Source organism: Streptococcus zalophi, assembly GCF_016481285.1.
In the GTDB taxonomy this organism is placed as follows: Bacteria; Bacillota; Bacilli; order Lactobacillales; family Streptococcaceae; genus Streptococcus; species Streptococcus zalophi.
The window spans coordinates 129,226-153,617 of sequence record NZ_JAENBP010000003.1; the positions used below are offsets into that span (position 1 = coordinate 129,226).

Annotated in this window: 27 protein-coding genes and 1 other annotated feature; of the genes, 2 read left to right on the plus strand and 25 right to left on the minus strand. The window is 35.1% G+C overall.

Going from position 1 to position 24,392, the window contains the following annotated elements; all coding sequences use genetic code 11:
• Nucleotides 1-25 precede the first annotated feature (25 nt).
• The 16 genes from ileS to metG form a co-directional block, all read right to left on the minus strand.
• Entirely contained in the window at nucleotides 26-2,824 is a 2,799-nt protein-coding gene (ileS, locus tag JHK64_RS03385; protein WP_199567599.1) for an isoleucine--tRNA ligase, read from the minus strand.
• A 32-nt stretch (nucleotides 2,825-2,856) separates the two neighbouring features.
• Nucleotides 2,857-3,068 (minus strand) — a binding site (T-box leader).
• Between the two features lie 4 nt (nucleotides 3,069-3,072).
• Complete coding sequence (locus tag JHK64_RS03390) at nucleotides 3,073-3,831, minus strand: DivIVA domain-containing protein (RefSeq protein ID WP_199567600.1); 759 nt, start codon at nucleotides 3,829-3,831, stop codon at nucleotides 3,073-3,075.
• A 10-nt stretch (nucleotides 3,832-3,841) separates the two neighbouring features.
• Nucleotides 3,842-4,639 (minus strand): YlmH family RNA-binding protein, encoded by a 798-nt coding sequence (locus JHK64_RS03395; RefSeq protein WP_199567601.1) that lies wholly within the window; start codon nucleotides 4,637-4,639, stop codon nucleotides 3,842-3,844.
• A 1-nt stretch (nucleotide 4,640) separates the two neighbouring features.
• Nucleotides 4,641-4,886 carry a YggT family protein gene (locus JHK64_RS03400; protein WP_199567602.1) on the minus strand — a complete coding sequence of 82 codons (246 nt, stop codon included), beginning with the start codon at nucleotides 4,884-4,886 and terminating at the stop codon, nucleotides 4,641-4,643.
• Nucleotides 4,887-4,889: 3 nt separating this feature from the next.
• Nucleotides 4,890-5,447 (minus strand): cell division protein SepF, encoded by a 558-nt coding sequence (locus JHK64_RS03405; protein ID WP_199567603.1) that lies wholly within the window; start codon nucleotides 5,445-5,447, stop codon nucleotides 4,890-4,892.
• A gap of 13 nt (nucleotides 5,448-5,460) precedes the next feature.
• The gene (locus JHK64_RS03410) at nucleotides 5,461-6,132 is read right to left on the minus strand and encodes a YggS family pyridoxal phosphate-dependent enzyme (RefSeq protein ID WP_199567604.1); all 672 of its coding nucleotides are present in this window, start codon (nucleotides 6,130-6,132) and stop codon (nucleotides 5,461-5,463) included.
• Nucleotides 6,133-6,134: 2 nt separating this feature from the next.
• Nucleotides 6,135-7,433, minus strand: a complete 1,299-nt coding sequence (gene ftsZ / locus JHK64_RS03415) for a cell division protein FtsZ (RefSeq protein WP_199567605.1) — start codon at nucleotides 7,431-7,433, stop codon at nucleotides 6,135-6,137.
• Between the two features lie 24 nt (nucleotides 7,434-7,457).
• Nucleotides 7,458-8,801 (minus strand): cell division protein FtsA, encoded by a 1,344-nt coding sequence (gene ftsA, locus JHK64_RS03420; RefSeq protein ID WP_199567606.1) that lies wholly within the window; start codon nucleotides 8,799-8,801, stop codon nucleotides 7,458-7,460.
• A 173-nt stretch (nucleotides 8,802-8,974) separates the two neighbouring features.
• Entirely contained in the window at nucleotides 8,975-9,685 is a 711-nt protein-coding gene (locus tag JHK64_RS03425; RefSeq protein WP_199567607.1) for a 5'-methylthioadenosine/adenosylhomocysteine nucleosidase, read from the minus strand.
• A gap of 8 nt (nucleotides 9,686-9,693) precedes the next feature.
• Nucleotides 9,694-9,981 (minus strand): cell wall synthase accessory phosphoprotein MacP, encoded by a 288-nt coding sequence (gene macP, locus JHK64_RS03430; protein ID WP_199567608.1) that lies wholly within the window; start codon nucleotides 9,979-9,981, stop codon nucleotides 9,694-9,696.
• Nucleotides 9,981-10,535 (minus strand): NUDIX domain-containing protein, encoded by a 555-nt coding sequence (locus JHK64_RS03435; RefSeq protein WP_199567609.1) that lies wholly within the window; start codon nucleotides 10,533-10,535, stop codon nucleotides 9,981-9,983. The genes macP and JHK64_RS03435 overlap by 1 nt, the downstream gene beginning before the upstream one ends.
• An 8-nt stretch (nucleotides 10,536-10,543) precedes the next feature.
• The gene (gene glmU, locus JHK64_RS03440; RefSeq protein ID WP_199567610.1) at nucleotides 10,544-11,923 is read right to left on the minus strand and encodes a bifunctional UDP-N-acetylglucosamine diphosphorylase/glucosamine-1-phosphate N-acetyltransferase GlmU; all 1,380 of its coding nucleotides are present in this window, start codon (nucleotides 11,921-11,923) and stop codon (nucleotides 10,544-10,546) included.
• Nucleotides 11,924-11,982: 59 nt separating this feature from the next.
• Nucleotides 11,983-12,948: a Gfo/Idh/MocA family protein gene (locus JHK64_RS03445; RefSeq protein ID WP_199567611.1), complete on the minus strand. Its 966-nt coding sequence runs from the start codon at nucleotides 12,946-12,948 to the stop codon at nucleotides 11,983-11,985.
• A 12-nt stretch (nucleotides 12,949-12,960) separates the two neighbouring features.
• Nucleotides 12,961-13,659, minus strand: coding sequence for a 3-oxoacyl-ACP reductase (locus tag JHK64_RS03450; RefSeq protein WP_199567612.1), 699 nt, complete (start codon nucleotides 13,657-13,659; stop codon nucleotides 12,961-12,963).
• Nucleotides 13,652-13,888 carry a DUF2829 domain-containing protein gene (locus tag JHK64_RS03455; RefSeq protein ID WP_199567613.1) on the minus strand — a complete coding sequence of 79 codons (237 nt, stop codon included), beginning with the start codon at nucleotides 13,886-13,888 and terminating at the stop codon, nucleotides 13,652-13,654. Before JHK64_RS03455 ends, JHK64_RS03450 begins: the two co-directional genes overlap by 8 nt.
• 114 nt (nucleotides 13,889-14,002) lie before the next feature.
• Nucleotides 14,003-15,991, minus strand: a complete 1,989-nt coding sequence (metG, locus tag JHK64_RS03460; RefSeq protein WP_199567614.1) for a methionine--tRNA ligase — start codon at nucleotides 15,989-15,991, stop codon at nucleotides 14,003-14,005.
• A 180-nt stretch (nucleotides 15,992-16,171) separates the two neighbouring features.
• Here metG and JHK64_RS03465 point away from each other — a divergent pair, with 180 nt between their 5' ends.
• Nucleotides 16,172-16,999 (plus strand): exodeoxyribonuclease III, encoded by an 828-nt coding sequence (locus JHK64_RS03465; protein WP_199567700.1) that lies wholly within the window; start codon nucleotides 16,172-16,174, stop codon nucleotides 16,997-16,999.
• Between the two features lie 37 nt (nucleotides 17,000-17,036).
• Here JHK64_RS03465 and JHK64_RS03470 read toward each other — a convergent pair whose 3' ends face one another.
• The 5 genes from JHK64_RS03470 to serC form a co-directional block, all read right to left on the minus strand.
• The gene (locus JHK64_RS03470) at nucleotides 17,037-17,390 is read right to left on the minus strand and encodes an arsenate reductase family protein (RefSeq protein ID WP_199567615.1); all 354 of its coding nucleotides are present in this window, start codon (nucleotides 17,388-17,390) and stop codon (nucleotides 17,037-17,039) included.
• 98 nt (nucleotides 17,391-17,488) lie between these two features.
• Complete coding sequence (locus JHK64_RS03475) at nucleotides 17,489-17,980, minus strand: methylated-DNA--[protein]-cysteine S-methyltransferase (protein WP_373880471.1); 492 nt, start codon at nucleotides 17,978-17,980, stop codon at nucleotides 17,489-17,491.
• Nucleotides 17,981-17,983: 3 nt separating this feature from the next.
• Nucleotides 17,984-19,162, minus strand: a complete 1,179-nt coding sequence (locus JHK64_RS03480; protein ID WP_199567617.1) for a 3-phosphoglycerate dehydrogenase family protein — start codon at nucleotides 19,160-19,162, stop codon at nucleotides 17,984-17,986.
• Nucleotides 19,163-19,182: 20 nt separating this feature from the next.
• Complete coding sequence (locus tag JHK64_RS03485) at nucleotides 19,183-19,692, minus strand: GNAT family N-acetyltransferase (RefSeq protein ID WP_199567618.1); 510 nt, start codon at nucleotides 19,690-19,692, stop codon at nucleotides 19,183-19,185.
• Nucleotides 19,689-20,783, minus strand: coding sequence for a 3-phosphoserine/phosphohydroxythreonine transaminase (gene serC, locus JHK64_RS03490; RefSeq protein ID WP_199567619.1), 1,095 nt, complete (start codon nucleotides 20,781-20,783; stop codon nucleotides 19,689-19,691). The genes JHK64_RS03485 and serC overlap by 4 nt, the downstream gene beginning before the upstream one ends.
• A 125-nt stretch (nucleotides 20,784-20,908) precedes the next feature.
• Between serC and JHK64_RS03495 the strand changes: the two genes are divergently transcribed.
• Nucleotides 20,909-21,550: a copper homeostasis protein CutC gene (locus tag JHK64_RS03495; RefSeq protein WP_199567620.1), complete on the plus strand. Its 642-nt coding sequence runs from the start codon at nucleotides 20,909-20,911 to the stop codon at nucleotides 21,548-21,550.
• Nucleotides 21,551-21,605: 55 nt separating this feature from the next.
• Here JHK64_RS03495 and rsmI read toward each other — a convergent pair whose 3' ends face one another.
• The 4 genes from rsmI to tmk all read right to left on the minus strand — a co-directional run bounded on the left by rsmI (nucleotide 21,606) and on the right by tmk (nucleotide 24,388).
• Nucleotides 21,606-22,472 carry a 16S rRNA (cytidine(1402)-2'-O)-methyltransferase gene (gene rsmI / locus JHK64_RS03500; RefSeq protein WP_199567621.1) on the minus strand — a complete coding sequence of 289 codons (867 nt, stop codon included), beginning with the start codon at nucleotides 22,470-22,472 and terminating at the stop codon, nucleotides 21,606-21,608.
• Between the two features lie 5 nt (nucleotides 22,473-22,477).
• Complete coding sequence (gene yabA, locus JHK64_RS03505; RefSeq protein ID WP_199567622.1) at nucleotides 22,478-22,798, minus strand: DNA replication initiation control protein YabA; 321 nt, start codon at nucleotides 22,796-22,798, stop codon at nucleotides 22,478-22,480.
• A 70-nt stretch (nucleotides 22,799-22,868) separates the two neighbouring features.
• On the minus strand, nucleotides 22,869-23,750 hold the full coding sequence (locus JHK64_RS03510) for a DNA polymerase III subunit delta' (RefSeq protein WP_199567623.1): 882 nt from the start codon (nucleotides 23,748-23,750) through the stop codon (nucleotides 22,869-22,871).
• Nucleotides 23,747-24,388: a dTMP kinase gene (gene tmk / locus JHK64_RS03515; protein ID WP_199567624.1), complete on the minus strand. Its 642-nt coding sequence runs from the start codon at nucleotides 24,386-24,388 to the stop codon at nucleotides 23,747-23,749. Before tmk ends, JHK64_RS03510 begins: the two co-directional genes overlap by 4 nt.
• Nucleotides 24,389-24,392 lie beyond the last annotated feature (4 nt).

Consider the following 24,392-nt stretch of genomic DNA (forward strand, 5'->3'; position numbering starts at 1 on the left):
GATAGCAACATACATCGTTTTTTCTTTATTTTGTTTCAAAACCTTCTTTTACAGCATCAGGGAAATGGACTTCTAAGATGCTTGCACAAGAATCGCAAATCATACTGAGATTTGGATTAGTATTTGTACCAACTGTCTCATCTAATCGACGACAACGAGCACAGACATCACCTGTAGCATGAGAAACACTAAAAGCAATGTCCTCGAAAATAACAGCATCTTTAGGTGCTTCTTGTTCAGTTAAGGTTAATTGTGACACAATCAATAATTGAGCAATATTACTGTCTAAACTATCCAAGAATGTTTTTGTCTCATCATTTAGATAAATTGTTAAGTGTGCTTCAAGAGATTTACCAATCACTTTTTCATTACGTGCTTCTTCAAGTGCTTTTTGCGCTTGAGTACGAAGGCTCATAAAGCGTTCCCACTTCTTGATAATTTTATCTTGATTATCAAAAGTAAGAGCTTTAGGCATTTCTGATAATTGGACAAACTCTTCTTTTTCAAAGGTTAAGTAAGACCAAATTTCTTCAGCTGTATGTGGTAAAATTGGTGTCAACAATTTCGTTAATTTTACCAAAATATCATAGAAGACAGTCTGCATTTGACGTCTTTCTAGACTATCAGCAGCCTGAATATAAACAACATCCTTAGCAAAATCAAGATAAAACGCAGATAAGTCAACCGTTACAAAGTTAACAACAGCTTTATAGATAGTCATGAAATCATATTGTTCATAAGCATCATTTATGGTTGCTACTAATTGATTAAACTTAATAGTAATGTATTGATCAACTGATCGTAGTTGGTTATAAGGCACACGATTAGTTTCTGGATTAAAATCGCTCGTATTAGCTAACAAGAAACGAAGTGTATTTCTAACTTTTCGGTAGGTCTCTGAAACTTGACCCAAAATATCCATTGACACACGAACGTCATTTGAAGAATCAACAGAAGTCACCCAAAGACGAAGAATTTCAGCACCGTATTGTTTTGCCACATCGTTTGGTGAAATAATGTTTCCTTTTGATTTAGACATTTTCTCGCCCTTGCCATCAAGAACAAAACCTTGTGATAAAACAGATTGATATGGTGCATGATTGTTAACCGCTACTGAAGTGATGAGAGACGAATTAAACCAACCACGATATTGGTCACTTCCTTCTAAATAAAGATCAGCTGGATAAGAAAGACCTGAACGACTATTCATAACACCATTCCATGAACTACCAGAATCGAACCAAACATCCATGATATCTGTTTCTTTTGTAAACTCTCCATTTGGGGAACCTGGATGAGTAAAGCCTTCAGGGAGCAATTCTTTTGCTTCTTTTTGCCACCAAATAGCTGAGCCTTCTTGTTCAAAAAGATCTGCAACATGATCAGTCACTTCTTTAGACATAATCGGTGTTCCATCTTCAGCATAGAAAATTGGTAGAGGGACTCCCCAAGCACGTTGTCTAGAGATAACCCAATCTCCTCGATCACGAATCATATTGTAAAGACGTGTTTTACCCCAAGCTGGATAAAAGATCGTTTTATCAATTTCTGACAGAATGTCTTCTCGGAATTTAGAAACAGAGGCAAACCATTGAGGGACTGCTCGCCAAATAATTGGTTTTTTAGTACGCCAGTCAAATGGGTAGGAATGGGTAATCGTATCAGTGGCTAAGAGTAAATCTCCTAATTGTTCAATAACAATTGGAGTTACTTTGGCATAAAATTGACCAGCAAAAGCTTCTCCGGCATTTTCCATCATCATTCCGCGTCCATCAACCGTAACCGCAACTTCTAAATCGTACTGAATTGCAACGTTGTAGTCATCCTCACCAAAACCAGGTGCCGTATGGACAATACCTGTACCAGAGTCAAGGGTAACATGGTCACCAAGGATAACCAATTCATCAACTTCTTTATCCCAAGGATGTTCTGTTACAATTCTCTCTAATTCTTTTCCTTTGTAGGTTTTTAATACTTCTGGCGATTCCCATAAAAATCGTTGAGCCAAATCATTTAACATATCATAAGCAACAATAAATTGTCTTGTGTCATTAGCTGGTTTGACAAGTGCATAGTCAAAATCAGGACCAACTGTTAAACCACGTGAAGCTGTCACAGTAAAAGGTGTTGTTGTCCAAACAACAATATAGGTATTAGTATCTAAAATACCTTTACCATCCTTGACCTTGTTAGCATAATAGATAGAGGTTGATTCTACATCATGGTATTCAATTTCAGCTTCTGCCAAAGCTGACTCAGATGACCAAGACCAGTAGACTGGTTTAGCACCTCGATAGATATAGCCTTTATCAGCCATGGCACCAAAAACCCTAATTTGTGCGGCTTCATAATCTTTTGTTAGTGTAATGTAAGGATTTTCCCAATCAGCAGAAATACCTAAACGTTTAAAATCTTCCATTTGTTTATCAACTTGGCTCAGTGCATATTGACGACACATTTCAAGATAATCAGTTAGGTTAATTTCTTTACGCTTAACACCTTTTTTAGCCAATACTTGCTCGATTGGAAGACCATGCGTATCCCAGCCAGGAACATAGGGAGCCTTGTAGCCTGACATTGACTTAGAACGTACAATAATATCCTTTGAAATTTTATTTAATGCATGACCCACGTGAATATTCCCATTAGCATAGGGAGGACCATCATGGAGATGGAATTCTGGCTTGTTGGCATTTAATTCTTGTCTTTTTGCATACAAGTTAGCTTCTTGCCATGCTTTTTGCCATTGTGGTTCTTTATTGGGTAAACCTGCACGCATTGGAAATGCAGTATTGCCTAGATTAAGTGTTTCTTTTAATTTCATTTTTTCTCCTCATATATAAAAAAGCCCTCATCGAAAAGGACGAAAGCTCGTGGTACCACCTTAGTTCGAATACTAAAAAGTATTCCTCTTTGCTTGTAAGGTAAGCCAACCTTCTATCTTATAAAACTATTCAGATAGAAACAAACAAGATGATAAATAATTGATAAGGGATTATAGGACTCCCACCATCTCCTACTCGCTTTAAATATTATCAATATTTTGTGTTCTTGTTAATCGTCAATATTAAATTAGAAAGTATTGCTTGCATCATCAGATTGTTCTGAAATGATCTCAATTGTTGGCTTAGACACTTCTTCAGAAGCTTTTTTTGCTGCTTCAAGTTGAGCATTTCCTTCTGCCACACGTCTTTGTAACTCTTCCATTTCTTCAGGACTGAATTGACGAGTAGCATCCATAGAATTAGAATCATCTGTTTCAGGAACATGTTCTTCTAAAACTTTTTCAACAACTTCTTTAAAGGCTGCATCTGAGTTTTGAAGGTAAACAGCTGTAGGTTGTAACAAATCGTGCCATTCTGGTGCATTAACTAAGCCCATTTGTCCTTCAACCACTGATAGTAAGCGTTGGTGGAATAGGCGACTTTGACGTTTTAAGTCCTCCGTTTCAACCGCAACACGTTTAGCATCATCTGTTGCATCACGAATGATTTGATTAGCCTTTGCTTTTGCTTCCTCAATTAAAGTATAAGCATCGTTTTGTGCTTTATTTAAAATATTATCAGCTTCGATTTTGGCAGAACTTTTCACTTTATCTGACGTTTCTTGAGCTAAAATTACAGATTGTGTCAAAGACTCTTTCATATTATCAAAATAAGCTATTTTATCTTCTAAGTCTTTGATACGTTGTTCTTTATCATGGTTAGAGCGAATGATTTCTTCATAGTCATCGATAACCATGTCCAAAAACTCATTGACCTCATCAATACTATAACCTCTAAATTTTACATTAAATGTTTTATCTTTAATTTCGAGTGTTGTTAATGTCATCTACGTTTCCTCACTTATGCACTTTTCGAATAATTGTTAATTTATGTTTTTTTTGCTTTGACAGACCATTATCAGATGCAATAATAAATCGACCATAACCTCTGACACTAATAATATCAGTTGCTGAAATAGTATAGAATGCCTTATTAACAATCATATAGTTAATCTTTACTTTATCAGAAGTAATTAATGCCAATGCTTCATTTCTTGATATTTTTAAAACAGATGAAATCACTTTATCTACCCTGAGACTCGTCGTTAAAATATCAACTGTTTCATCCGAATCATCAGTTTGAATTAAATGATCCAAAGAATCTTCTGATAATATCACACTGGTACGACCAATTTTATGAATATTATTTTTAAAATAAGAGACCATTTTAGAATCCAGTAGGAGCTGAGCCTGACCTTTTTTGATAATAATATCTCCAATAACAGTTCTTTTAATACCAAGAGTATGAAGCAAAGTTCCAAGAATTTGAGCATGGGTTAATTGATTAAATTTATCATTATAACTGATATTCAATAATGAAATTCCAAAATGTGAAAAATCAAACTCATAATAAGGTGACGGAGGTGAAATAATAATTCTAGCATATTCCATAGCATAATAGTCACTACTAACATAAAAGATTGTTTTTCTTGTCGTTAACAGAATCTTTGCGATATAAACTTGCCTAGGATCTAAAAATTCTGTCACTTGAATATAATAGGAATCTTCAACTTTTTGAATTAATTCTTCTATTTTTTCGAGAAATAATTTTTCATCCCGTCTAAAATGCTGAAATAAAGAGTCTTTCTCTACCATTTTATAAAATCATATTGATTAAATTTTTTAAAATTCTTAGAGCAATCAAAGCTGCTACTACAGTGAAATCAATAGTTCCAAACTGAAGATTAAACTTTTTAAATATTTTCAAAATAGGTTCGACAGTTTGATACAAATATCCTGCCCAAGTACTGTTATGTGTTTCTGGGAACCAAGATAGTAAAGCATAAACAACAAGTAAAAAAGAAAAAATGTCAATTGCTTTATTTATTATAAATACTATCATTTATCATCTCTTCATATCATAGTCATAACTGATATCTTGTCCATTATGGGGAATACCAATTTCCTCAAAATCAACAATAACATTAGCTGGAGTTAATAAGAACATAGAAGAACTTACTTTTTGAAGATTACCATAAAGAACTTTACTAGCACCATCAATAAAATCTAAACAGCGACGTGCTTGAGCATCTATCATGTACTGAAAATCAATCAAAATACACTCATTAAGAATCAAAGCATCAACTATTTCTTGAGCATCTTCATATTTTTTAGGATATTTAATCACGATAGTCGTTTTTGCAGATTCTGCTGCCGTTTGAGCCATTTGCTCTCTATTAATCTTAGCATGTGAAGGCGAAACATTTGTCACAGGACGTAAGTGTGCTCTGTCTTTAACTTCACTTTCAGACGCTTCAACTCTAGAGTGATGTTCCCGTCTTTGTTGAGGTTGTTCAATACGAGGTTGTCTTACACTCTGTACAACCGTTTCTTCTTCTACTTCACTGATATCATCTGTATCAAAATAAGAAATAAGTTTGTTAAATTTATCTCTAAGTGCCATATTTTTTCTCCATTTAACTAAAAAATGCTGTTCCAATTCTAACATATGTTGAGTCATTTTGAATAGCAATTTTGTAATCTCTACTCATTCCCATACTTAAATCGGTAAAAGGCATATTTTTAAGTTCTTTGTTCTTTAAGGTTAACCTAAGTTCATTGGCTGTTTTAAAAATGTACGTTAGTTGTTCATCGCTAGCATCAATTGGTGCCATTGTCATAATTCCAACAATGGTAATATTATCATATTCTATTAAAGTATTAATCACATTGTCAATATCTTCAAGTGAAAAACCATGTTTGCTTTCTTCACCTGAAATATTAACTTGTAAAAAACATTTTACAGGATGTTCAGCCCTCTTTTGAATTTCTTTTGCCAAATTCAAAGAATCAAGAGCGTGGAAGTAATCAATTTTATTAATGATTTCTTTCACCTTTCGACGTTGTAAACTTCCAATAAAATGCCATACAATATCATCACTAGAAAGAGCCTCATATTTGGCTAAAAATTTGTCGACACGATTTTCACCAATATGTTTTATTCCTAATGCTATGATTTCTTTTGTTGTGTTTAAATCAACATATTTTGTAACTGCTATAATATTAATGTCCTCAGGAGATCTACCTGCCTCTCGAGCAACTCTTGAGATTTCCTGAAGAACATTAGTTTTATTTTTTTCTAAATCCATTTTTAACGATTTTTAAAGAATGGTGGTGTCTCTAATTCATCATCACCATCAGATTGATCTGAAAATGAAGACATTGTTAATTTTCTGTCTAATTCACCTTCAGTTGGACGAGTAATTGAGTCACGGCGAAGATCCCAGTTTCCAAAACCAGATGATTGTGGTACAGAATCTTGTGGACGACTTGCTCTAGGAACATCAGGTTTATCATTCATATCAAATGATTGATAAGATTGACGTCTCGCATTTATGTGATCTACAGCATATTGTGACCCCGCTTGTCTAAAAGCAGAAGGATTCGAACCATGAGGTTGGGCATGACCAATACCTGAGACACGTTCAACCTTGTCTTGACGAACTCCTGTTGCAACTACTGTAACTCTAATTTCATCAGACATAGTATCATCAATAGAAGTACCAAGCCAAATATTAACACCTTGACCCGCTGCTTGACTAACAATTTCAGAAGCTTCTTCTGCTTCAGTCAAGGTCATATCAAGACCACCAGTCACGTTAACAATGACATCTTCAGCACCATCAATAGTTGTTTCAAGAAGTGGTGAATAAATAGCTTTGCGAGCTGCTTCAACGATACGTTCTTCACCAGAACCAATACCAATACCCATTAAAGCATTGCCTTTGTTTGCCATTACTGTTTTAACATCAGCAAAATCAAGATTGATTAGTCCAGGGTTAGTAATTAAGTCAGATATTCCTTGTACACCTTGACGTAAAACATTATCTGCTTCACTAAGTGCTTCAAGAAGAGGTGTTTTCTTATCAACAATTTCTAAAAGGTTATTATTAGAAATAATTAATAGAGTATCTACTTGATCACGTAATTCGGAAATTCCTTCAATTGCAAAGTTGCTACGTTTATTTCCTTCAAAAGCAAATGGACGTGTTACAACTGCAACTGTTAATGCACCTAAGCTTTTAGCAATTCTAGCAATAACTGGTGCAGCACCAGTTCCAGAACCACCACCCATTCCTGCAGTGATAAAGACCATGTCTGAACCATTCAAGGCTTCTGTAATTGCTTCTTCACTTTCTTCTGCTGCTTTGCGACCAATCTCAGGTTGGCCTCCAGCACCAAGTCCTCTAGTCAATTTAGGACCAAGTTGAATAACAGTCTCAGCTTTTGAACTACTCAAAGCTTGTACATCAGTATTAGCTGCAATGAATTCAACACCAGAAACACCTTCTGTAATCATTCTGTTGATGGCATTGCCACCACCACCGCCAACACCGATAACTTTAATAATTGCACCTTGACTAGCTGCTGTATCAAATGAAAATACCATTTTATTTCCTCACTTATTTTATCTTTAATCAAACATACTTCCAAAAATGTTACGTACCTTATCCCCAATATTTTCTTTAGGTTTAGGTTCATCATTTTCATGTGGTCTTTTTGCATCTACTTTACTATTAGAATTCGAGTAGCTAACCGGCTCACTCATCACAGGAACTCTTCCTGTATCAATAGGTCTGCGACGCAACAACTCTTCACCTGTGACAGCTCTTTGAGCAATAATATCAACATCACTCATAGAACCAACATAATCAACTAATGAAATCACATTAGCAAACATTGGATTTCTAATGCCCATTTGATTTGGTACAAATAGTTTAACATTCACACCAAAAGTTTCCTGAGCCAATTCTACAACACCAGGGATAATCGCACCACCACCAGCAAGAATAATTCCTCCCGGGAATTCGATAGAACGATTGCGTTCTAAGTCTTGTTTGATATGATCAAAAATACTACGCACACGAGCTGAAATAATTTCTGAAATATAACGTTCAGAAACATCAATTGGTTGTGTTTCACCAACCACCTCAACTTGAATGGTTTCTGTAGTACTACTTTCACTAACATTGGCATTACCAAAATTATACTTAATAGCTTCGGCAGTATTAATAGATGTCTTGAGAACTTTTGAAATATCTTTGGTGACATAATCACCACCTTCAGGATAGATATTTGTAAATTGAAGTACTTGGGAGCGCATAGAGGCAACACTTGTTTGTCCTCCCCCCATATCAATAACAGTTGCTCCAAATTCTCTTTCACCTTCGTTAAGAACGTACTTAGTCATAGCAAGAGGTGAAATGATAACATTATCAACAGCAATGCCTGCTTTTTCAACTGTTTTTCTAAGATTATGCAAAATGGTGCTTGGTCCTGTATACAACAAACCACGCATTTCTAAACGAATACCCATCATGCCTCGTGGATCTCTAATCCCTTTAAAACCATCCACAATGAATTCATCTGGAACTAATGAAATGACTTCACGTTCTGGTGTAATACTTTTTGTTAGTGCTGATTTAACAACACTATCAACATCTTCATCTTTAATTTCTTTTGAATCACTAGTTACAGGAATCATCCCTTGAGTAGGTTCAATCTGAAGAAGATTTGCCGGCAAACTAACATTAACCTTATCAATCGAAATGCCTGCTTTTTCTTCTGCTTGATCTACTGCGGTTCTTATCGCTTTTGAAGCGGCATCTATATCAATAATAATCCCATCTCGGACACCTGAACTCTTTACATTACTCACTCCAATAACGTTCATCTCATTATCAACAAATTCAGCAACAAGAACTTTAATCGAGCTTGTTCCTATATCCAATCCTGTAAAAAAGCCATTCCTAGCCATTCACTCGACCTCACTATCTCTCTTATCTATAGTACTGATTAAAAACAGTATTATTCCAAAATATTATAACATAAAAAAACGTAAAATGTTAGTATTTTACGTTTTTGATAATAAAAAATTTATTTAATCGTCATTCTTTAGAAACATTGTAGTTTTTTTAAAATCTACTTAGTTTAAATACCATTATTTTCAGATGTTAATTGTGTTAAAAAAGTGACAAGTATTTCTGCTGAGGTTCGACCTGCTTTTTTGATAAATTCTGCAAAAGTAATATTGGCATCGTGTGAGGCGGTATCACTAATAGCACGAACAACAATAAATGAACACTTGGCATTAAAGGCTGCTTGAGCTACAGAAGCACCTTCCATTTCCACTGCCAAAACTTCTGGAAAATGTTCAATGATGTTATCAATTTTTTCTTGCCCAGCAATAAAACTATCTCCTGTTGCAATCAGACCGATTTTTGAAGAAACAGCTTCATCTTGTAAAACCTTCTTGAAAGCCTTAACCAACCACGGACTTGATTGATAATAGAGTGGTTGGGCTGCCATTTGACCATATTGATAGCCAAAAGCCGTCACATCGACATCATGATAAACCAATCGATCTGATACCACAACATCTCCTATTTTTAGGTCTTTAGCAACTGCACCAGCTGATCCTGTATTAATAATCACTGACACTCCAAAGTGGTCTGCTAAAATAGCAACACTCATAGCACTCATGACCTTACCAATACCACTTTGAACTAGAATCACTTCATGTTGGCCAATTTTCCCAGAAAAATAAGGTTGATTTAAAACAAGGGTTTCTTTTTTTTCTGTAAGATTATTCACTAAACAGTGTATTTCTTCTGCCATTGCAGCAATAATTCCAATTTTCATTTTTTCTCCTAAATCTTAAAAATGGCATACATTAAAACAGCTAATAATAAAATAATAATGATCAAAATTAGATTTAATTTCTTACTAAACGCATGACGCTTAGCATTTTCTATCCGACGACTTTTAATCATTTGTTCTTGTTCTTTAGAAGAATCTTCTTGCGAAAAATAATCAGAATAATTATCAGAAATCACTGGAATAATTTTGGTGTCCTCGTCTTCTATCAACTGACTATCCAATGGTTTTTTGGCGTTGGCGCGTCTAATGATGTCATCAGTTAATAAAGGTTTTCCCATCAGAGTATCCTTTCTTGATTTAGAGTTAGGTATTGAACGGCAATAATCGTTTTGGCATCCGTAATTTGACCGGTATTAATCATTTCTTGACAATCTTTTAAACTTAATTCAAGAATTTCAATCGTTTCGTCATCATCTTTTGGTTTTGGATTTGGTACTTTTTTAAGATTGGTACCTAAATAAAGTTTTATCTTTTCGTTGCAAAATCCGATAGCTGTATAAAATTCGTGAATAAGCGAAAGATCACCAACATAACCCGTTTCTTCTTCTAATTCACGAAGAGCAGCTTCTTTTTCAGAACCATCTTCACCAACTTCTAATTTCCCAGCAGGAACTTCATAACTAATCATTTCAATAGCTTTACGGTATTGCTTAACAATAACTAATTTATTTTCAGGTGTTATTGCTAGAATGGCAACAGCACCTTTATGAAAAATGAGCTCACGTGTTGATGTTCCTAGACCATTTGGTAATTCAACCTTATCGACAGCAACGTCAAAGATATGTCCTTTGAAAATGGTTTCTCTCTCAATTGTTTTTTCAATAAATTCCATAAAAACACCTATTTCTGATTTGAGTGATGTGGTTTACCAATTGCGTAACCTTCTTTATTAACTTGACGGCCGCGACCAATTGCTAAACTATCTTCTGGTACATCTTGATGAATGGTTGAACCTGCAGCAGTTAGAGCATTTTTGCCGATAGTAACTGGTGCGATAATAGTTGAATTACTGCCGATAAAGGCATGGTTTTCAATGGTTGTTTCAAATTTGTTTTGACCATCATAATTAGCAATAATTGTCCCAGCACCAACATTGACATCACTACCAATGGTAGTATTGCCGATATAAGTCAAATGACCTGATTTTGTGTTTTTACCTATTGTTGATGCCTTAACTTCAACAAAATTACCAATATGAACATCTTTTGAGAGATGCGATTGGGGACGAATGTGAGCATAGGGACCAACTGTAACACCATCTTCTATCACAGATTCTTTGATGGTTGAATGAGTGATTGTCACATTTTTTCCAATAGTAGTATCTACTAGGTAGCTACCATTAGTAATTGTACTTGCTTGCCCTACTTTGGTTTTCCCTTTTAATGTGACGTTTGGCTCTAGAACAACTTCTGGTGATATAGAAACATCAACATCAATATAAGTTGTCTTAGGGTCGATGAAAGAAACACCATTAACCATGTGATGATGATTAATTCTATGACGCATAACTTCTTCTGCTTTTGATAAAGCAACGCGATCATTGACACCTAAACTCTCATCGAAATCACGCAGTTTATAGGCACCAACTTTTTCACCTGATTGTTTAAAAATACCAATGACATCAGTCAGATAATATTCTCCCTGAGCATTATTTGTGGTGATATTTTTAAGAGCTTCAAACAGGCGTTTATTATCAAACACATAAGTCCCTGTATTAATTTCTTTGACTTGTTGTTCAAAATCAGATGCATCTTTTTGCTCAACAATTTTAGTGACTTCATCATTTTGATTGCGAATAATACGACCATAACCAAAAGGATTCGCTGCTTCAGCCGTCAAAATAGTAGCAACGTTCTTATGATTACTATGAAAATCGACAAGATTTTTTAGACTTTCACCTGTAATTAAAGGTGTATCACCAGCAATAACTAGAGTTTGCCCATCTAAACCAGCCAACTCTTCTTCAGCCATCATAACCGCATGTCCAGTTCCTAATTGTTCTTTTTGCAATACAAAATGTGCTTGTTCACCCACTACCGCTTTAACTAAATCTGCCTTGTGACCAACAATCGTTACTTTCTTTGCAGGATTGATAGCAGCAACACTTCTAAACACATGTTCCACCATTGAAATACCTGCCACTTGATGTAAAACCTTAGGAAGATCCGATTTCATTCGAGTGCCTTTTCCAGCTGCTAAAACAATTGCATAATTTGTCATTTCTTTTCCTCACAATACTTTTTAAAATCACTCCATTATAGCATATTTAACAAGAGTTGTTAAACAGTTGTTGCTAATGCTTGTTCAAGCACTTCCATCACTTGTCGACTATGTTTAAGTCTTTGTTTTGCTTCTTTCAAATCTTTTAATCTAATGATTTCTTCAAATGCAACAAATTCAGACCATAGACGAGGCTGGTTAGAATTTTTATTAATAAGGCTTGTCTTTTCTCCATTAAGCGTTAGAGCAACTGATGGAATGATGCTTGTGGCACCGTTAATTTCAAGATAGCCTTTATTCCCTTGAATGGTTGTTTTGATGTCAGCGCTTGAGTCTTTAGAACCGATACAAGAGACTTTAAATGTTTGATAATCTAAAAGTAAGATACCTGATGTATCAATACCTTTTTCCATATTTGCCAGATAATGAACTGATTTGGGTAAGCCAAATAAACCAACGACAAAATGAATATTATAGACATTTAAATCACGAAGAGCTCCCCCACCTTTTTCAGGGTCAAAAACAGGAGCTATCTCGCCCTTTTTAAAAGCATCGTAGCGGGAAGAATATTGAGAAAAATTACAGGTAATAATTTTAACATCCCCTACTTTTGGCAATAATTCTTTGATATAAGTATAATTTTCCAAATATTGATTAGTAATAGCTTCTAATAAAATGAGTTGTCTTTCATTTGCTAATTGAGAAAGATCTTCTAATTCTTGAGCAGTCATTGTAAAAGGTTTCTCACAAATGACATGCTTATTTGCCATTAAGGCTTTTCTTGCAAAATCAAAGTGAAGATGGTTGGGCACAGCAATATAAACAGTGTCTATCGTATCACTATCTAAAACTTCTTGATATTGACTTGTAAATGTTTTGATACCATATTCTTGTGATAATGCTTCTGCTAGTTTGATACTACGAGAAGTAGAGACTATCATCTCTAAATCAATGCCGTCAATTGTTTTTAAAACAGGTAGAACTTCTTTGACAATCATGCCTGTTCCAATAATTGCTAATTTCATTGTAAACTCCTTTCATTTCAGACTCCAACCACCATCAATAGTAATAATGTCTCCTTGCATGGCAGAAGCTTTTCCTGAGGCCAAAAACAAACTCAATTCCGCCACTTCTTCCGGTAAAATCCAACGTTTGATTGGTGTTTCATTGGCTACCCATTCTGATAATCCACCTGGTTCAAAATCTGCCTTAGTCATAGATGTTTTAACGGCTCCAGGAGCAATACCAAAAACGGAGATGTTTTCTTTAGCGTAATCAAGAGCTAGTTGTTTTGTGAAACCTGCTAAAGCGTGTTTTGAAGACGTATAAGCAATCCCACCACCCCCTGCTAAAAAAGAGGCGATTGAGCACATGGTAATGATGCAACCAGCTTGTTTTTCCACCATTTTTTTCAAGTAAAAAGATGTGATATTTACCACAGCAAAAAAATTAGTCGCAAAGACATCAGTTATTTCTTGCCTATTTGTTTCTAATAAAGGTTTGTAATCATCTAAAACACCAGCTGTCAAGCACAAAATGTCAACCTCTTTCACTTTTGTAAATAAAGCCGTTAAGTCCCTACTGATATCTAATTGCAAGAAATCAAAGCTACCTTCTAGTATTGGTGCAGGATTCTTATCAACACCATAAACATGATAACCTTCTTTAAGAAATAAACGTGCTTGCTCATAGCCAATGCCACTTGAAACACCGGTTATTAAAACGGTTTTAGTCATTGACTTCAATCCAATCTGTTGCTAAAACATCACACGGTGTTGGACTCCACATCGAAAATCCTTCACCTTCTCCTGAAACATTAATTAAAAAGTAAGGTGTAACCTCTAAAGATTTTCCAGCTTGTTCAATACTATCAAATAATTGAACATAATTTTCAGCACCACCCCAACCTGTTCTAACATACTTTTTCTTTTCTTTTAAGCCTGGTAAAATTTCTTCAAATGTCATGATGTCCTCCTTTATTCTATTGTCATTATATCATAAAAAGATAGCTTTTCTTTGCTTGAATCCGTTATTCAGATATCAAAAAAGAGAACATTGTGATGTTCTCTTTTGACATGATTAACCAATTTGACTGCCATTTGGCACTTTTTGATCCACTGTTAGTATGGTTAGTTGCCCATCGTGTTCTGCTGACAAAATCATTCCTTGGCTTAGTAAGCCCATCATCTTACGCGGTTTGAGGTTGGCAACAATTTGCAGTTTTTGTCCAATTAATTCTTCTGGATTTGGATAGTACTTGGCAATTCCTGAAAGAATTTGACGGTCCTCCCCATCACCAGCATCTAATCTAAATTGTAATAATTTATCAGAACCAGGTACTTTTTGAACGTCTTTTACTTCTGCAACTCGAATTTCCACCTTGTCAAAGAGATCAAATTTAATGGCATCTTTTTCATTGACTAACTCTACTTCAGCAGGATCCCAAGGTTTTTCTGTGGTTTGTTTTCCTGACATTTGCTCTTTGATATAGGCAATTTCTTCTTCCATGTCAAGTCGTGGGAAAAGAGGCTCACCTTTTTTAACAACGGTTAGGTTAGCTGGTAAACTCTCCAATGAAATCGTCTCTAGGTGATAAGTATTATCAAGACCAAGTTGCGTCATAATGCCAGTAGCTGTTATCATCATAAATGGTTGGATAAGGTGAGCAACAACTCTTAAACTGGCTGCTAGATGGCTCATGACACTTGCCAACTCTTGTGTTTTCTCTTCTTTTGCGAGAATCCATGGTGTTGTTTCGTCGATATATTTGTTAGTTCTAGCAATAATTTGCCAAATACTGTCTAGAACTTTTGGAAAATCAACAGCTTCCATATAATTGTGATAGGATTTGATATTTTCTGCTACTGTTTCAGCAAGTGAAGCATCAAATGATGTGACATTTTCTTGATAGCTAGGGATTTCCCCGTCAAAGTATTTATTAATCATCGCTACAGTGCGGTTGAGTAGATTTCCTAAATCATTGGCTAATTCATAGTTGATGCGTCCAACATAATCTTCTGGTGTAAAGGTACCATCACTACCAACCGGTAGACTTCTCATCAAATAATAGCGTAAAGCATCTAATCCATAGCGCTCTACTAGCATTTCAGGATAAACAACATTGCCTTTTGATTTTGACATTTTACCATCTTGCATGACAAACCATCCGTGAGCAATGAGGCGTTTTGGTAAGGGTAAATCAAGTGCCATAAGAAGAACCGGCCAATAAATAGAATGGAAACGCAAAATATCTTTCCCTAGCATGTGGATATCAGCTGGCCAAAACTGATCAAAAGTTTTGGTATCTGATGTGCCATAACCAAGCGCAGAAATATAGTTGCTCAAAGCATCAATCCAGACGTAGACAACGTGTTTAGGATTTGAAGGTACCTTAACGCCCCAAGTGAAGGAAGTGCGTGACACTGCCAAATCTTCTAACCCTGGCTCGATAAAGTTTTTCAACATTTCATTCATGCGGCCATGTGGCTGGATAAATTCTGGATGTTCTTGATAGAAAGCAACTAAGCGATCTGCATATTTACTAAGGCGTAAGAAGTAAGATTCTTCTGAGACCCACTTAACCTCATGCCCACTTGGCGCAATTCCTCCTGTAACCCTACCATCAGCATCACGAAAAACTTCTGCTAGTTGATTTTCTGTGAAAAATTCTTCGTCTGATACAGAATACCAGCCTGAATATTCTCCGAGATAGATATCGTCTTGTGCTAACAAGCGCTCAAAGATTTGAGCGACAACGGCTTCATGGTCCTTATCGGTTGTTCTGATAAATTTATCATGGGAAATATCAAGCAATTGCCATAATTTTTGGACATCTTCTGCCACTTCATCAACATAAGTTTGTGGGCTTTTACCTGCTTCTGCCGCTTTTTCTTGAATTTTTTGACCATGTTCATCAAGACCGGTTAAATAAAAAACGTCATAACCCATGAGTCGTTTGTAGCGAGCTAAAACATCCGAAGCTATGTTAGTATAAGCGTTGCCAATATGAAGTTTTCCACTTGGATAGTAGATGGGAGTTGTAATATAAAATGATTTTTTGTCAGTCATTATAATTCCTTTCTGCGCAAATGAAACGCATGCATTATTTTTTTATTATATCATAAAAGAATGGATACGATAAGGTATTTGATAAGTTTTATCATCATCTTATCAAGCTTTTCAATTAGTCGCAGAAATGGAATTGTTTTGATATAATAAAAATACTAATCAATGAAAAGGAAAAAAATGATGAAATTAATCTCTTGGAATATTGACTCTTTAAATGCTGCCTTAACAAGCGACTCTAGCCGTGCTGTTTTGTCACGTCAAGTCATTGATACCTTAGTTGCTGAAGACGCTGATATTATTGCTATTCAGGAAACTAAACTATCGGCTAAAGGACCAACCAAAAAACATCTAGAACAATTAGATTTTTACTTCCCAAACTATACCAATACTTGGCGTTCTTCTGTAGAACCAGCTAGAAAAGGGTACGCGGGAACCATGTTCTTGTATAAATCAGAACTAACACCAAATATTACTTTCCCAGAAATCGGTGCGCCATCAACGATGGACAGTGAAGGACGTATTATAACTTTGGAATTTGAAGACTTCTTTGTCACTCAAGTTTACACACCTAATGCAGGAGATGGTTTAAAACGATTATCTGACAGGCAAGAATGGGATAGACATTACGCTGATTATTTAGTATCACTCGATCAACAAAAACCTGTTCTAGCAACAGGTGATTATAATGTTGCTCATAAAGAAATTGATTTGGCTAATCCTAGCAGTAATCACCAATCACCTGGCTTTACTGATGAAGAAAGAGAAGGCTTTACTAATCTTTTAGCCAAAGGCTTTGTAGACACTTTTAGACATCTTCACGGTGATATTCCTGATGTTTATACCTGGTGGGCACAACGCAGTAAAACCAGTAAAATCAATAATACTGGCTGGAGAATTGACTATTGGTTAACTAGCCAAAGACTGGTAGATAGAATTAAGAAATCAGAAATGGTTGACTCAGGCAGCCGTCAAGACCATACACCTATTGTCTTGGAAATCGATTTATAATAAAAAACAGGGAGAGAAATCCCTGTTTTTTTATTCTCTAAATGCCTAGATCTTTATAGTTGGTACGATAACCCACTTGTAACAACTGATCATCCTTTATTAACAAAGGACGCTTAATTAACATGCCATCACTTGATAACAAGTCCGCCGCCTCATCAATTGTCAACTGTTGGAGTTTGTCTTTTAATCCTAAAGCACGATAACTCATACCACTGGTATTGAAAAAAGATTTCAAAGGTAGTCCACTATTTGTCATTAATTGCTTCAACATTTCAGCACTCGGAGGCGTTTCTTTAAGATTAATATCATTAAAGTCAACACCCAGTGCTGTTAATTCTGCTTTTGCTTTACGACAAGTACTGCATTTAGGATACTCATAAAAGGTTAACATGGTTATCTCCTTTTCGATTGTTTTTACGATGTACAAAATTCATTTGGTGATTAAATTTTGACATTTAAGAAAATTAGTTCGTAATCATTCTCATTATTTTAAGGGGTAAATGTTATTTTTTCATGTTCTAACAACCAACGTTTCTTATCTAAGCCACCAGCATAGCCAGAAAGTTTACCAGCACTTGATAACACTCGGTGACAAGGAATGATAATAGAAAAAGGATTTCTACCAATAGCCGTTCCTACTGCTTGTGGTGACTGACAACCTAGTTGTTTTGCTAATTCACCATAGGTTCTTGATTGTCCATATGGTATTCTTCTAAGCGCATTCCAAACCTTCTTTTGAAAAGAACTTCCCTTAATGATAAGAGGGAGATTATTTGTTGAGGGATTTCTACCTGAAAAATAATCGTTCAACCAGTCAATCACTAAATCAATTGCTTCAGTTAATCCTTCAATCGGTTTTTCAGAAATACCTTGTTCAAAATAGGTTTGCTCAAAAAACCAAATACCTATCACACCTTCTTTATTAGCAATGATAGACATATCTCCCAAAGGAGAATGATAGATGTGTTTGACAAGCATAATCACTTACTCTTTATTTTCAATTAAACGAACACGGATAATATTGTCATTTTCCTTAAATACACTGACTAACTTGTCTACTTTTTCTTTGTCACTTTCACCTAAGTCAATCAGAGTATAGGCAAAATCCCCTTTTGAACGATTAATAATATTATCAATATTGATTGACTCTTCTGATACCGCCGCTGAAATCTCTGCTACCATATTAGGGACGTTTTTATTGATGAGTGTGATACGATACGGTGATTTTAAAGCTTGATGAACATTAGGGAAATTGACAGAATGGGTAATTTCTCCCGTTTCTAAAAATTGACGAACGGTTTGGCTAGCCATTATGGCACAGTTTAATTCGGCTTCTTGTGTTGATCCTCCGACATGAGGAAAGACCGTAATTTGTTTTTTGTTTAGTAACTCTTCATTACCAAAATCAGTCACATAATGTTTAATAGTTCCTGATGAAATGGCTTCAAAAAGTGCTTCTTGATCAACCAGTTCAGCACGCGCAAAATTAATGAGTGTTGTACCTTTTGGCATCATGGCAAAAGTTTCTTTATTGAAAGTATTTTTAGTATCAGGAGTGAGAGGAACATGGATCGTAATATAATCTGCTTGTGTTAAAATATCCTTGATGTCTGAAACTCTTTTAACATGACTTGAAATACTCCAAGCTGTTTCGATAGAAACATAAGGATCATAACCTAAAACCTTCATCCCTAGACGTCTGGCATCATTAGCAATACGAGCTCCAATGGCTCCTAGACCGATAACGCCTAATGTTTTACCAGAAATCTCAGACCCAGCAAATTGACTTTTACCAGCTTCAATTTGTTTAGGAACGTCCTCTCCAGAAAGCGTATTGACCCATTGATTTGCTGAAACATAATCACGAGCTGATAATAAGAGAGCTGTAATGACAGATTCTTTAACAGCATTAGCATTAGCACCTGGAGTATTAAAAACCACAATCCCTTTAGCTGTCGCTTCATCGATTGGAATATTATTGGTGCCAGCACCAGCACGCGCAATTGCTTTTAGTGATTCTGGAAGGGGATAATCATGTAAATTTTGACTACGAAGAATGAAAGCATCCTCTTGCTTTTCTTCACTATTGACTTCAAAATCTGCTCCCAATTCTTTCAAGCCGATTGGATTAATATTGTTAAATGTTTTAATGTTGTATGTCATTTTGTCTCCCTAATCAATTATTATTTTAGACGATTGTTTGTTTTTATTTTTTGATAAGCAAGACGCTCACCATCTATAGGTACTTTTCCTTGGTAGCTAAAACCCAACTTATCTAGTATATGTTGCATAATCTTATTTTTTTCATGAGTGTCACATCTAAAATCACTCGCTTCAAAACCTTCAACTAAACCTTCCAGTAACGTTTGAGCAATTTGTTGTCCTCTATAAGATTGAGCAACAGCCACACGATGAAAAGTGATATAGTCTTGATTTTGATTTAACCACTTGCCATCATAAATAGCTTCATAAGCAGGTTCTTTACCTTCTATCACAGCTGCATAACCAGCAATAAGGTCATCCACTAAAATAACATAACCTTGACCTTTTAGGATATCCTCAATAATAGTCTCTTCATCAGGATAACCGTTTTGCCATTGATTGCTACCACTTTTTGCTAAGAAAGTTTTGGCTTCTGCCATAATAGCCATGATATCTTTGATTTCATTTGGAAAGGCTAATCTGATAATCATGCCTTATTTGCCTCTTCAAATGCTTTCATAAATTCTATTAAAGCATGCACACCTTCTTTAGGAAAAGCATTATATAAACTAGCTCTCATCCCGCCAACACTACGATGGCCTTTAATATTTTTAAAACCTGCCAAATCGGCCTCTTGATTGAATTTATCATCTAGTACTTTACTTGGCGTAGTGAATGGAATATTTGAGAGAGAACGATTTTCTTTGTTTAAAACTGGGTTTTGATAAAAGTCAGATTGGTCAATAAAATCATATAAAAGAGCCGATTTTTCTTGATTTTGTTTTGTCATTTCAGTGACACCACCAAGATCTTTTAACCATTCAAAAACCAATTTTGCCATATAAATACCAAAAGTTGGAGGGGTATTGTAGAGAGACTGACTGTCAGCTTGAATACGATAATCCAACATACTTGATAAAACGGGTTCTGTGTTTAGCAAATCTTCACGAATAATCACAATGGTAACGCCTGCTGGGCCAATGTTTTTTTGAGCACCTGCATAAATCATACCAAAATCAGAAACTTGATAAGGAAAAGCTAAAATGTTTGAACTCATATCTGCAATAATGGGAACTCCATTTGTATCTGGTAACTCATAAAGTGCTGTTCCTTCAATGGTATTATTCGTTGTTAAATGAAGATAAGCAGCATCTGATGCGATATCTTTAGCACTAATTTCAGGAATATGATTAAAACCGTCTTCTTCTGAAGAAGCTAATAAAATTGGTTCAAACGGAATTGTTTTAGAAAGCTTAACGGCTTCACTATAAGCTTTTTTTCCCCAAGAGCCTGCAACAAGATAATATGCTTTCTTGCCCTTAGCTAAATTCAAGGGAATCATTGAAAATTGAGTTGAGGCGCCACCTTGTAAAAAAAGAACCTTATAATTATCAGGAATTGCCATCAATTCTCTTAATAAGTGCTCGGCATCTTTAATTATCTGATCAAATGCTATAGAACGATGGGACAATTCCATAACACTCATTTGTGTGTCAGCATAGTTTAAAAACTCAGCTTGTGCTTTCTTTAACACTTCTTTAGGTAAAACAGCAGGACCCGCTGAAAAGTTATATATCGTCATCTGATAGCCTCCATAAAAAATTGCTTTTAGTATACCATAATTTTCAGAAAATTCACAACTATTTTACTTTTAAAAATCCAATATTTCATGATATAATAGGCCTAAGAAAAAATAGGAGAAAAGTAATGATTATTAAAGAATTTTGTGCCGAAAATTTAACAGATTTACCAAAATTGGTTGGAACCGATATTACCCGTATTGAACTATGCGATAATTTAGCTCAAGGAGGAACGACCCCTAGCTATGGTGTTATCAAAGAAGCGTGTCATTACCTACATGATAACAACATCACTGTTGCAACCATGATTCGTCCTCGAGGTGGTGATTTTGTTTATAACGATACTGAAATCAGAGTAATGGAAGATGACATTTTAAAAGCTGTTGAGTTAGAGAGTGATGCTCTTGTTTTTGGAATGCTTACTGAAGATAATGAGATTGACATTGATGGTATTGAACAACTTTTACCTGCTTGTCAAGGTGTTGATATGGTCTTTCATATGGCTTTTGATTTGATTCCTGAGGATAAACAAAAAGAGGCTATTGATACCTTAATCAATCTTGGATTTGTTCGCATTCTACTCCATGGTAGCAAGGAACGTCGTGATATTTTTAAAAACGTTGATCATTTATTAGATTTAATTGCTTATGCTAATAACCGTATTGAAATTCTTCTTGGAGGTGGCGTGTCAGATAAAAACTATAAGCAATTACTTAGCTTAACAAAAACAAACCAAGTTCATGGCACTGGACTCCTTGTCAAATCATAAACTAACTAGTCTCACTTGAATTAAAAAAGCGCTCAATTCTGAGCGCTTTTTCGTTTTAGTCCTTTAATTGGTGATAGCTATTATAAACATCTTGACGATTTAGTTGATGCTCTTTTGCTATTTTTTTAATCGCCTGATTAGGTTTCAAACCATCACTTATCAAATGTTTAACCATCTCTGCGATATCTAGATTCTCTATTGCCACTTCTTCAGTGATTTCTTTGGCACCTGAAACAATTATTAAACATTCTCCTTTTAAAGGATTTTTTTCAATAAATGCTATCACCTCAGTGATAGAACCTCTCTGATATTCTTCAAAAAGTTTTGTCAGTTCACGAACCACTACCACCTGTCTGTTGCCATAAACACTCAACATCGTTGTTAACGTCTCTTTGACACGATAGGGAGATTCATAAAAAATCTGTGTTTCTGGATAGTTTTGTTTTTCTAGAAAAAAAGCTTTTTGCTGGGAAGCTTTTCTTGGTAGAAAACCATAAAAAATATGTGGTTGAGGAGCTAAACCACTAGCAATAAGAGCAGTAATCCCAGCACTTGCTCCAGGTAAGGCGACAACATTAATCTCTTTTTCAATCGCAGCAAGTACTAAATCATGACCAGGATCTGAAATACTAGGAAGTCCCGCATCAGATACTTGCGCAATGGATTTACCCGATTCTAAAAAAGCAATTAAATCAGGTATTTTTCGAAAAGCATTATGTTCATGAAAACTGGTCTGTCTAGTTGAAATATCAAAGTGTTTCAATAATATGCCCGTATTTCTTGTGTCTTCAGCAGCAATAAGATCAACCGTTTTTAAAATAGACAAACTTCTAAAAGTCATATCTTCTAAATTGCCAATAGGCGTTGGAACGAGGTACAAAGTACCATATTGAGACGTTTTAAAACTTTTTTGTATTTGCATAGTTATCACTCTCTATATAATAATTCCATACAAAAAACACAATCGGCATTGCCTTCACGATGCTGACCATAAAAAGTATTACATACATGAAAACCTTCGTCATATATTTTTTCTAGATGATTTCTACTTTTTTTAGAGATTGTCTCACTGGTTATGACTTTCGTATGTTCTAATTGTTCTTTCAATTGATGGTTTTCAAGACGTAATCTAGCATTTTCCTCAGCCATTTCTCTAACAGTTTTTTTTAGAGCCTCAACTTCTGCTATTGATAACAACAAATCCTGAGATATCTCATCAAAATGTTCTAATAAATTTTTTTTATCCATTAATTGTCATTTCCTTTTAGACCTTGTTTTTGTTACTTAAATTCCTTAATTTCTAGAGGCTTAAAAGCTACTAATCAGCCAATGCCATAAATTCTAAAGCATTTTGAAAACTAACATTTGCTTGCCACATTTTTTGTGCTTGATAGATTTTTTTTAGCAAAGCATCTTTTTTGAAAAGGTCATCAACTTTACTTGCAAGATAAACCATTAACTTGAAAGTCATTAGTTGCTCATCTTTTTCTTGAATTTTTTCACTTAATTTAGCCATTCTTAAATAGACTTGTGGTTGATTAGTAAGTAAAGCACTTACTACAAGCTCTATTTCCCTCATATTGTCCAACCATTTTTGATTTTTTGATAATTTTTCTGCTTCAGAAATCGTTGAAACAAGTTCTGCTAATTTCATTGCTTGACTAGGAAGTACTCCTAGTGACTCTAAATAATCCTTAATATAATTATGGTCTTTTTTAAAGTAAAAAACTTGGCATCTACTTCTAATCGTTGGCAATATTTTATTAGCATCAGAAGTAATAAGAATGATGTAAACATCTTTTTGAGGATTTTCAATAAATTTTAAAAGACTATTAGCTGCATTAAGATGCATCTTTTCAGCTTCTTTGATAATAAAAACCTGCCTTTTTCCTTCAATACCAGAAAAAGAAAAATCATGAATAAAATCCCGAACCGTCTCTGTTTTAATCGTGTTTCCTGTTGGTTCAATAATTTTTAAATCTAAAAACTCTCGCTCATCAATCAATTGACAAGAACGACAAATCAAACAAGGTTGATTGTCCTTTGAAAGATTAGTACAAAATAAACTCTTAGCCACATATATGGCCATCTCAAAACTAGCAAATTCTCCTGAAAAAAGGTAAGCGTGACTAAGACGTTGTTCTTTTAAAATGGTTTTGAAATAAGCAAAAATTTTAGGTTGTTGTTGTTCTAAGTTCATGATGACAACTCCAAAAAGGCTTCTAAAATAGTCCGCGTTTCTTCAATGACATCTTCTAGACTTTGTGAGGCATCAATCACTTTAAAACGATCAGGTTCTTGGTTTGCTATTGTTAAATACCCTTGTCTAACACGCTGATGCATGTCCAGTTTTTCTAAATCTAAGCGATTCACTTCACGATTATTGTTTTTTTGAATCCTTGCCAGTCCAGTTTCTGATGGCACATCAAATAAGAGTGTTAAATCAGGCTTGATACCATCTGTTGCATAATCATTTAACCAATCAACATCAATAGTGGCAATCCCACGACCATAACCTTGATAGGCAACCGAGCTATCAATAAAACGATCAATTAAAACAAGATTTCCTTTTGTTAGTTCTGGTAAAATTTTCTCTACCAAATGTTGGCGTCTAGCTGCTGCGTAAAGAAGCAATTCCGTCTTACTATCCATACTGGTATGATTGACGTCTAAAATAATGTCACGAATTTTTTCTGCAATAGCTACGCCACCAGGTTCTCTTGTCATAATAACCTGACCATCGTATTTGTTTTGCAATACTGGTAACAAGGACTCTAAAACGGATGTTTTACCGGCACCGTCTGGACCTTCAAATGAAATGATTTTTCCTGTACGCATATGT

What these genes read in the sequence shown, in the direction of transcription:
- ileS (WP_199567599.1), bottom strand. Translation starts at nt 2,824, where the DNA reads ATGAAATTAAAAGAAACACTTAATCTAGGCAATACTGCATTTCCAATG.
- JHK64_RS03390 (WP_199567600.1), bottom strand. Translation starts at nt 3,831, where the DNA reads ATGACATTAACAACACTCGAAATTAAAGATAAAACATTTAATGTAAAA.
- JHK64_RS03395 (WP_199567601.1), bottom strand. Translation starts at nt 4,639, where the DNA reads ATGGTAGAGAAAGACTCTTTATTTCAGCATTTTAGACGGGATGAAAAA.
- JHK64_RS03400 (WP_199567602.1), bottom strand. Translation starts at nt 4,886, where the DNA reads ATGATAGTATTTATAATAAATAAAGCAATTGACATTTTTTCTTTTTTA.
- JHK64_RS03405 (WP_199567603.1), bottom strand. Translation starts at nt 5,447, where the DNA reads ATGGCACTTAGAGATAAATTTAACAAACTTATTTCTTATTTTGATACA.
- JHK64_RS03410 (WP_199567604.1), bottom strand. Translation starts at nt 6,132, where the DNA reads ATGGATTTAGAAAAAAATAAAACTAATGTTCTTCAGGAAATCTCAAGA.
- ftsZ (WP_199567605.1), bottom strand. Translation starts at nt 7,433, where the DNA reads ATGGTATTTTCATTTGATACAGCAGCTAGTCAAGGTGCAATTATTAAA.
- ftsA (WP_199567606.1), bottom strand. Translation starts at nt 8,801, where the DNA reads ATGGCTAGGAATGGCTTTTTTACAGGATTGGATATAGGAACAAGCTCG.
- JHK64_RS03425 (WP_199567607.1), bottom strand. Translation starts at nt 9,685, where the DNA reads ATGAAAATTGGAATTATTGCTGCAATGGCAGAAGAAATACACTGTTTA.
- macP (WP_199567608.1), bottom strand. Translation starts at nt 9,981, where the DNA reads ATGGGAAAACCTTTATTAACTGATGACATCATTAGACGCGCCAACGCC.
- JHK64_RS03435 (WP_199567609.1), bottom strand. Translation starts at nt 10,535, where the DNA reads ATGGAATTTATTGAAAAAACAATTGAGAGAGAAACCATTTTCAAAGGA.
- glmU (WP_199567610.1), bottom strand. Translation starts at nt 11,923, where the DNA reads ATGACAAATTATGCAATTGTTTTAGCAGCTGGAAAAGGCACTCGAATG.
- JHK64_RS03445 (WP_199567611.1), bottom strand. Translation starts at nt 12,948, where the DNA reads ATGAAATTAGCAATTATTGGAACAGGCATGATTGTCAAAGAAGTTCTA.
- JHK64_RS03450 (WP_199567612.1), bottom strand. Translation starts at nt 13,659, where the DNA reads ATGACTAAAACCGTTTTAATAACCGGTGTTTCAAGTGGCATTGGCTAT.
- JHK64_RS03455 (WP_199567613.1), bottom strand. Translation starts at nt 13,888, where the DNA reads ATGACATTTGAAGAAATTTTACCAGGCTTAAAAGAAAAGAAAAAGTAT.
- metG (WP_199567614.1), bottom strand. Translation starts at nt 15,991, where the DNA reads ATGACTGACAAAAAATCATTTTATATTACAACTCCCATCTACTATCCA.
- JHK64_RS03465 (WP_199567700.1), top strand. Translation starts at nt 16,172, where the DNA reads ATGAAATTAATCTCTTGGAATATTGACTCTTTAAATGCTGCCTTAACA.
- JHK64_RS03470 (WP_199567615.1), bottom strand. Translation starts at nt 17,390, where the DNA reads ATGTTAACCTTTTATGAGTATCCTAAATGCAGTACTTGTCGTAAAGCA.
- JHK64_RS03480 (WP_199567617.1), bottom strand. Translation starts at nt 19,162, where the DNA reads ATGACATACAACATTAAAACATTTAACAATATTAATCCAATCGGCTTG.
- JHK64_RS03485 (WP_199567618.1), bottom strand. Translation starts at nt 19,692, where the DNA reads ATGATTATCAGATTAGCCTTTCCAAATGAAATCAAAGATATCATGGCT.
- serC (WP_199567619.1), bottom strand. Translation starts at nt 20,783, where the DNA reads ATGACGATATATAACTTTTCAGCGGGTCCTGCTGTTTTACCTAAAGAA.
- JHK64_RS03495 (WP_199567620.1), top strand. Translation starts at nt 20,909, where the DNA reads ATGATTATTAAAGAATTTTGTGCCGAAAATTTAACAGATTTACCAAAA.
- rsmI (WP_199567621.1), bottom strand. Translation starts at nt 22,472, where the DNA reads ATGCAAATACAAAAAAGTTTTAAAACGTCTCAATATGGTACTTTGTAC.
- yabA (WP_199567622.1), bottom strand. Translation starts at nt 22,798, where the DNA reads ATGGATAAAAAAAATTTATTAGAACATTTTGATGAGATATCTCAGGAT.
- JHK64_RS03510 (WP_199567623.1), bottom strand. Translation starts at nt 23,750, where the DNA reads ATGAACTTAGAACAACAACAACCTAAAATTTTTGCTTATTTCAAAACC.
- tmk (WP_199567624.1), bottom strand. Translation starts at nt 24,388, where the DNA reads ATGCGTACAGGAAAAATCATTTCATTTGAAGGTCCAGACGGTGCCGGT.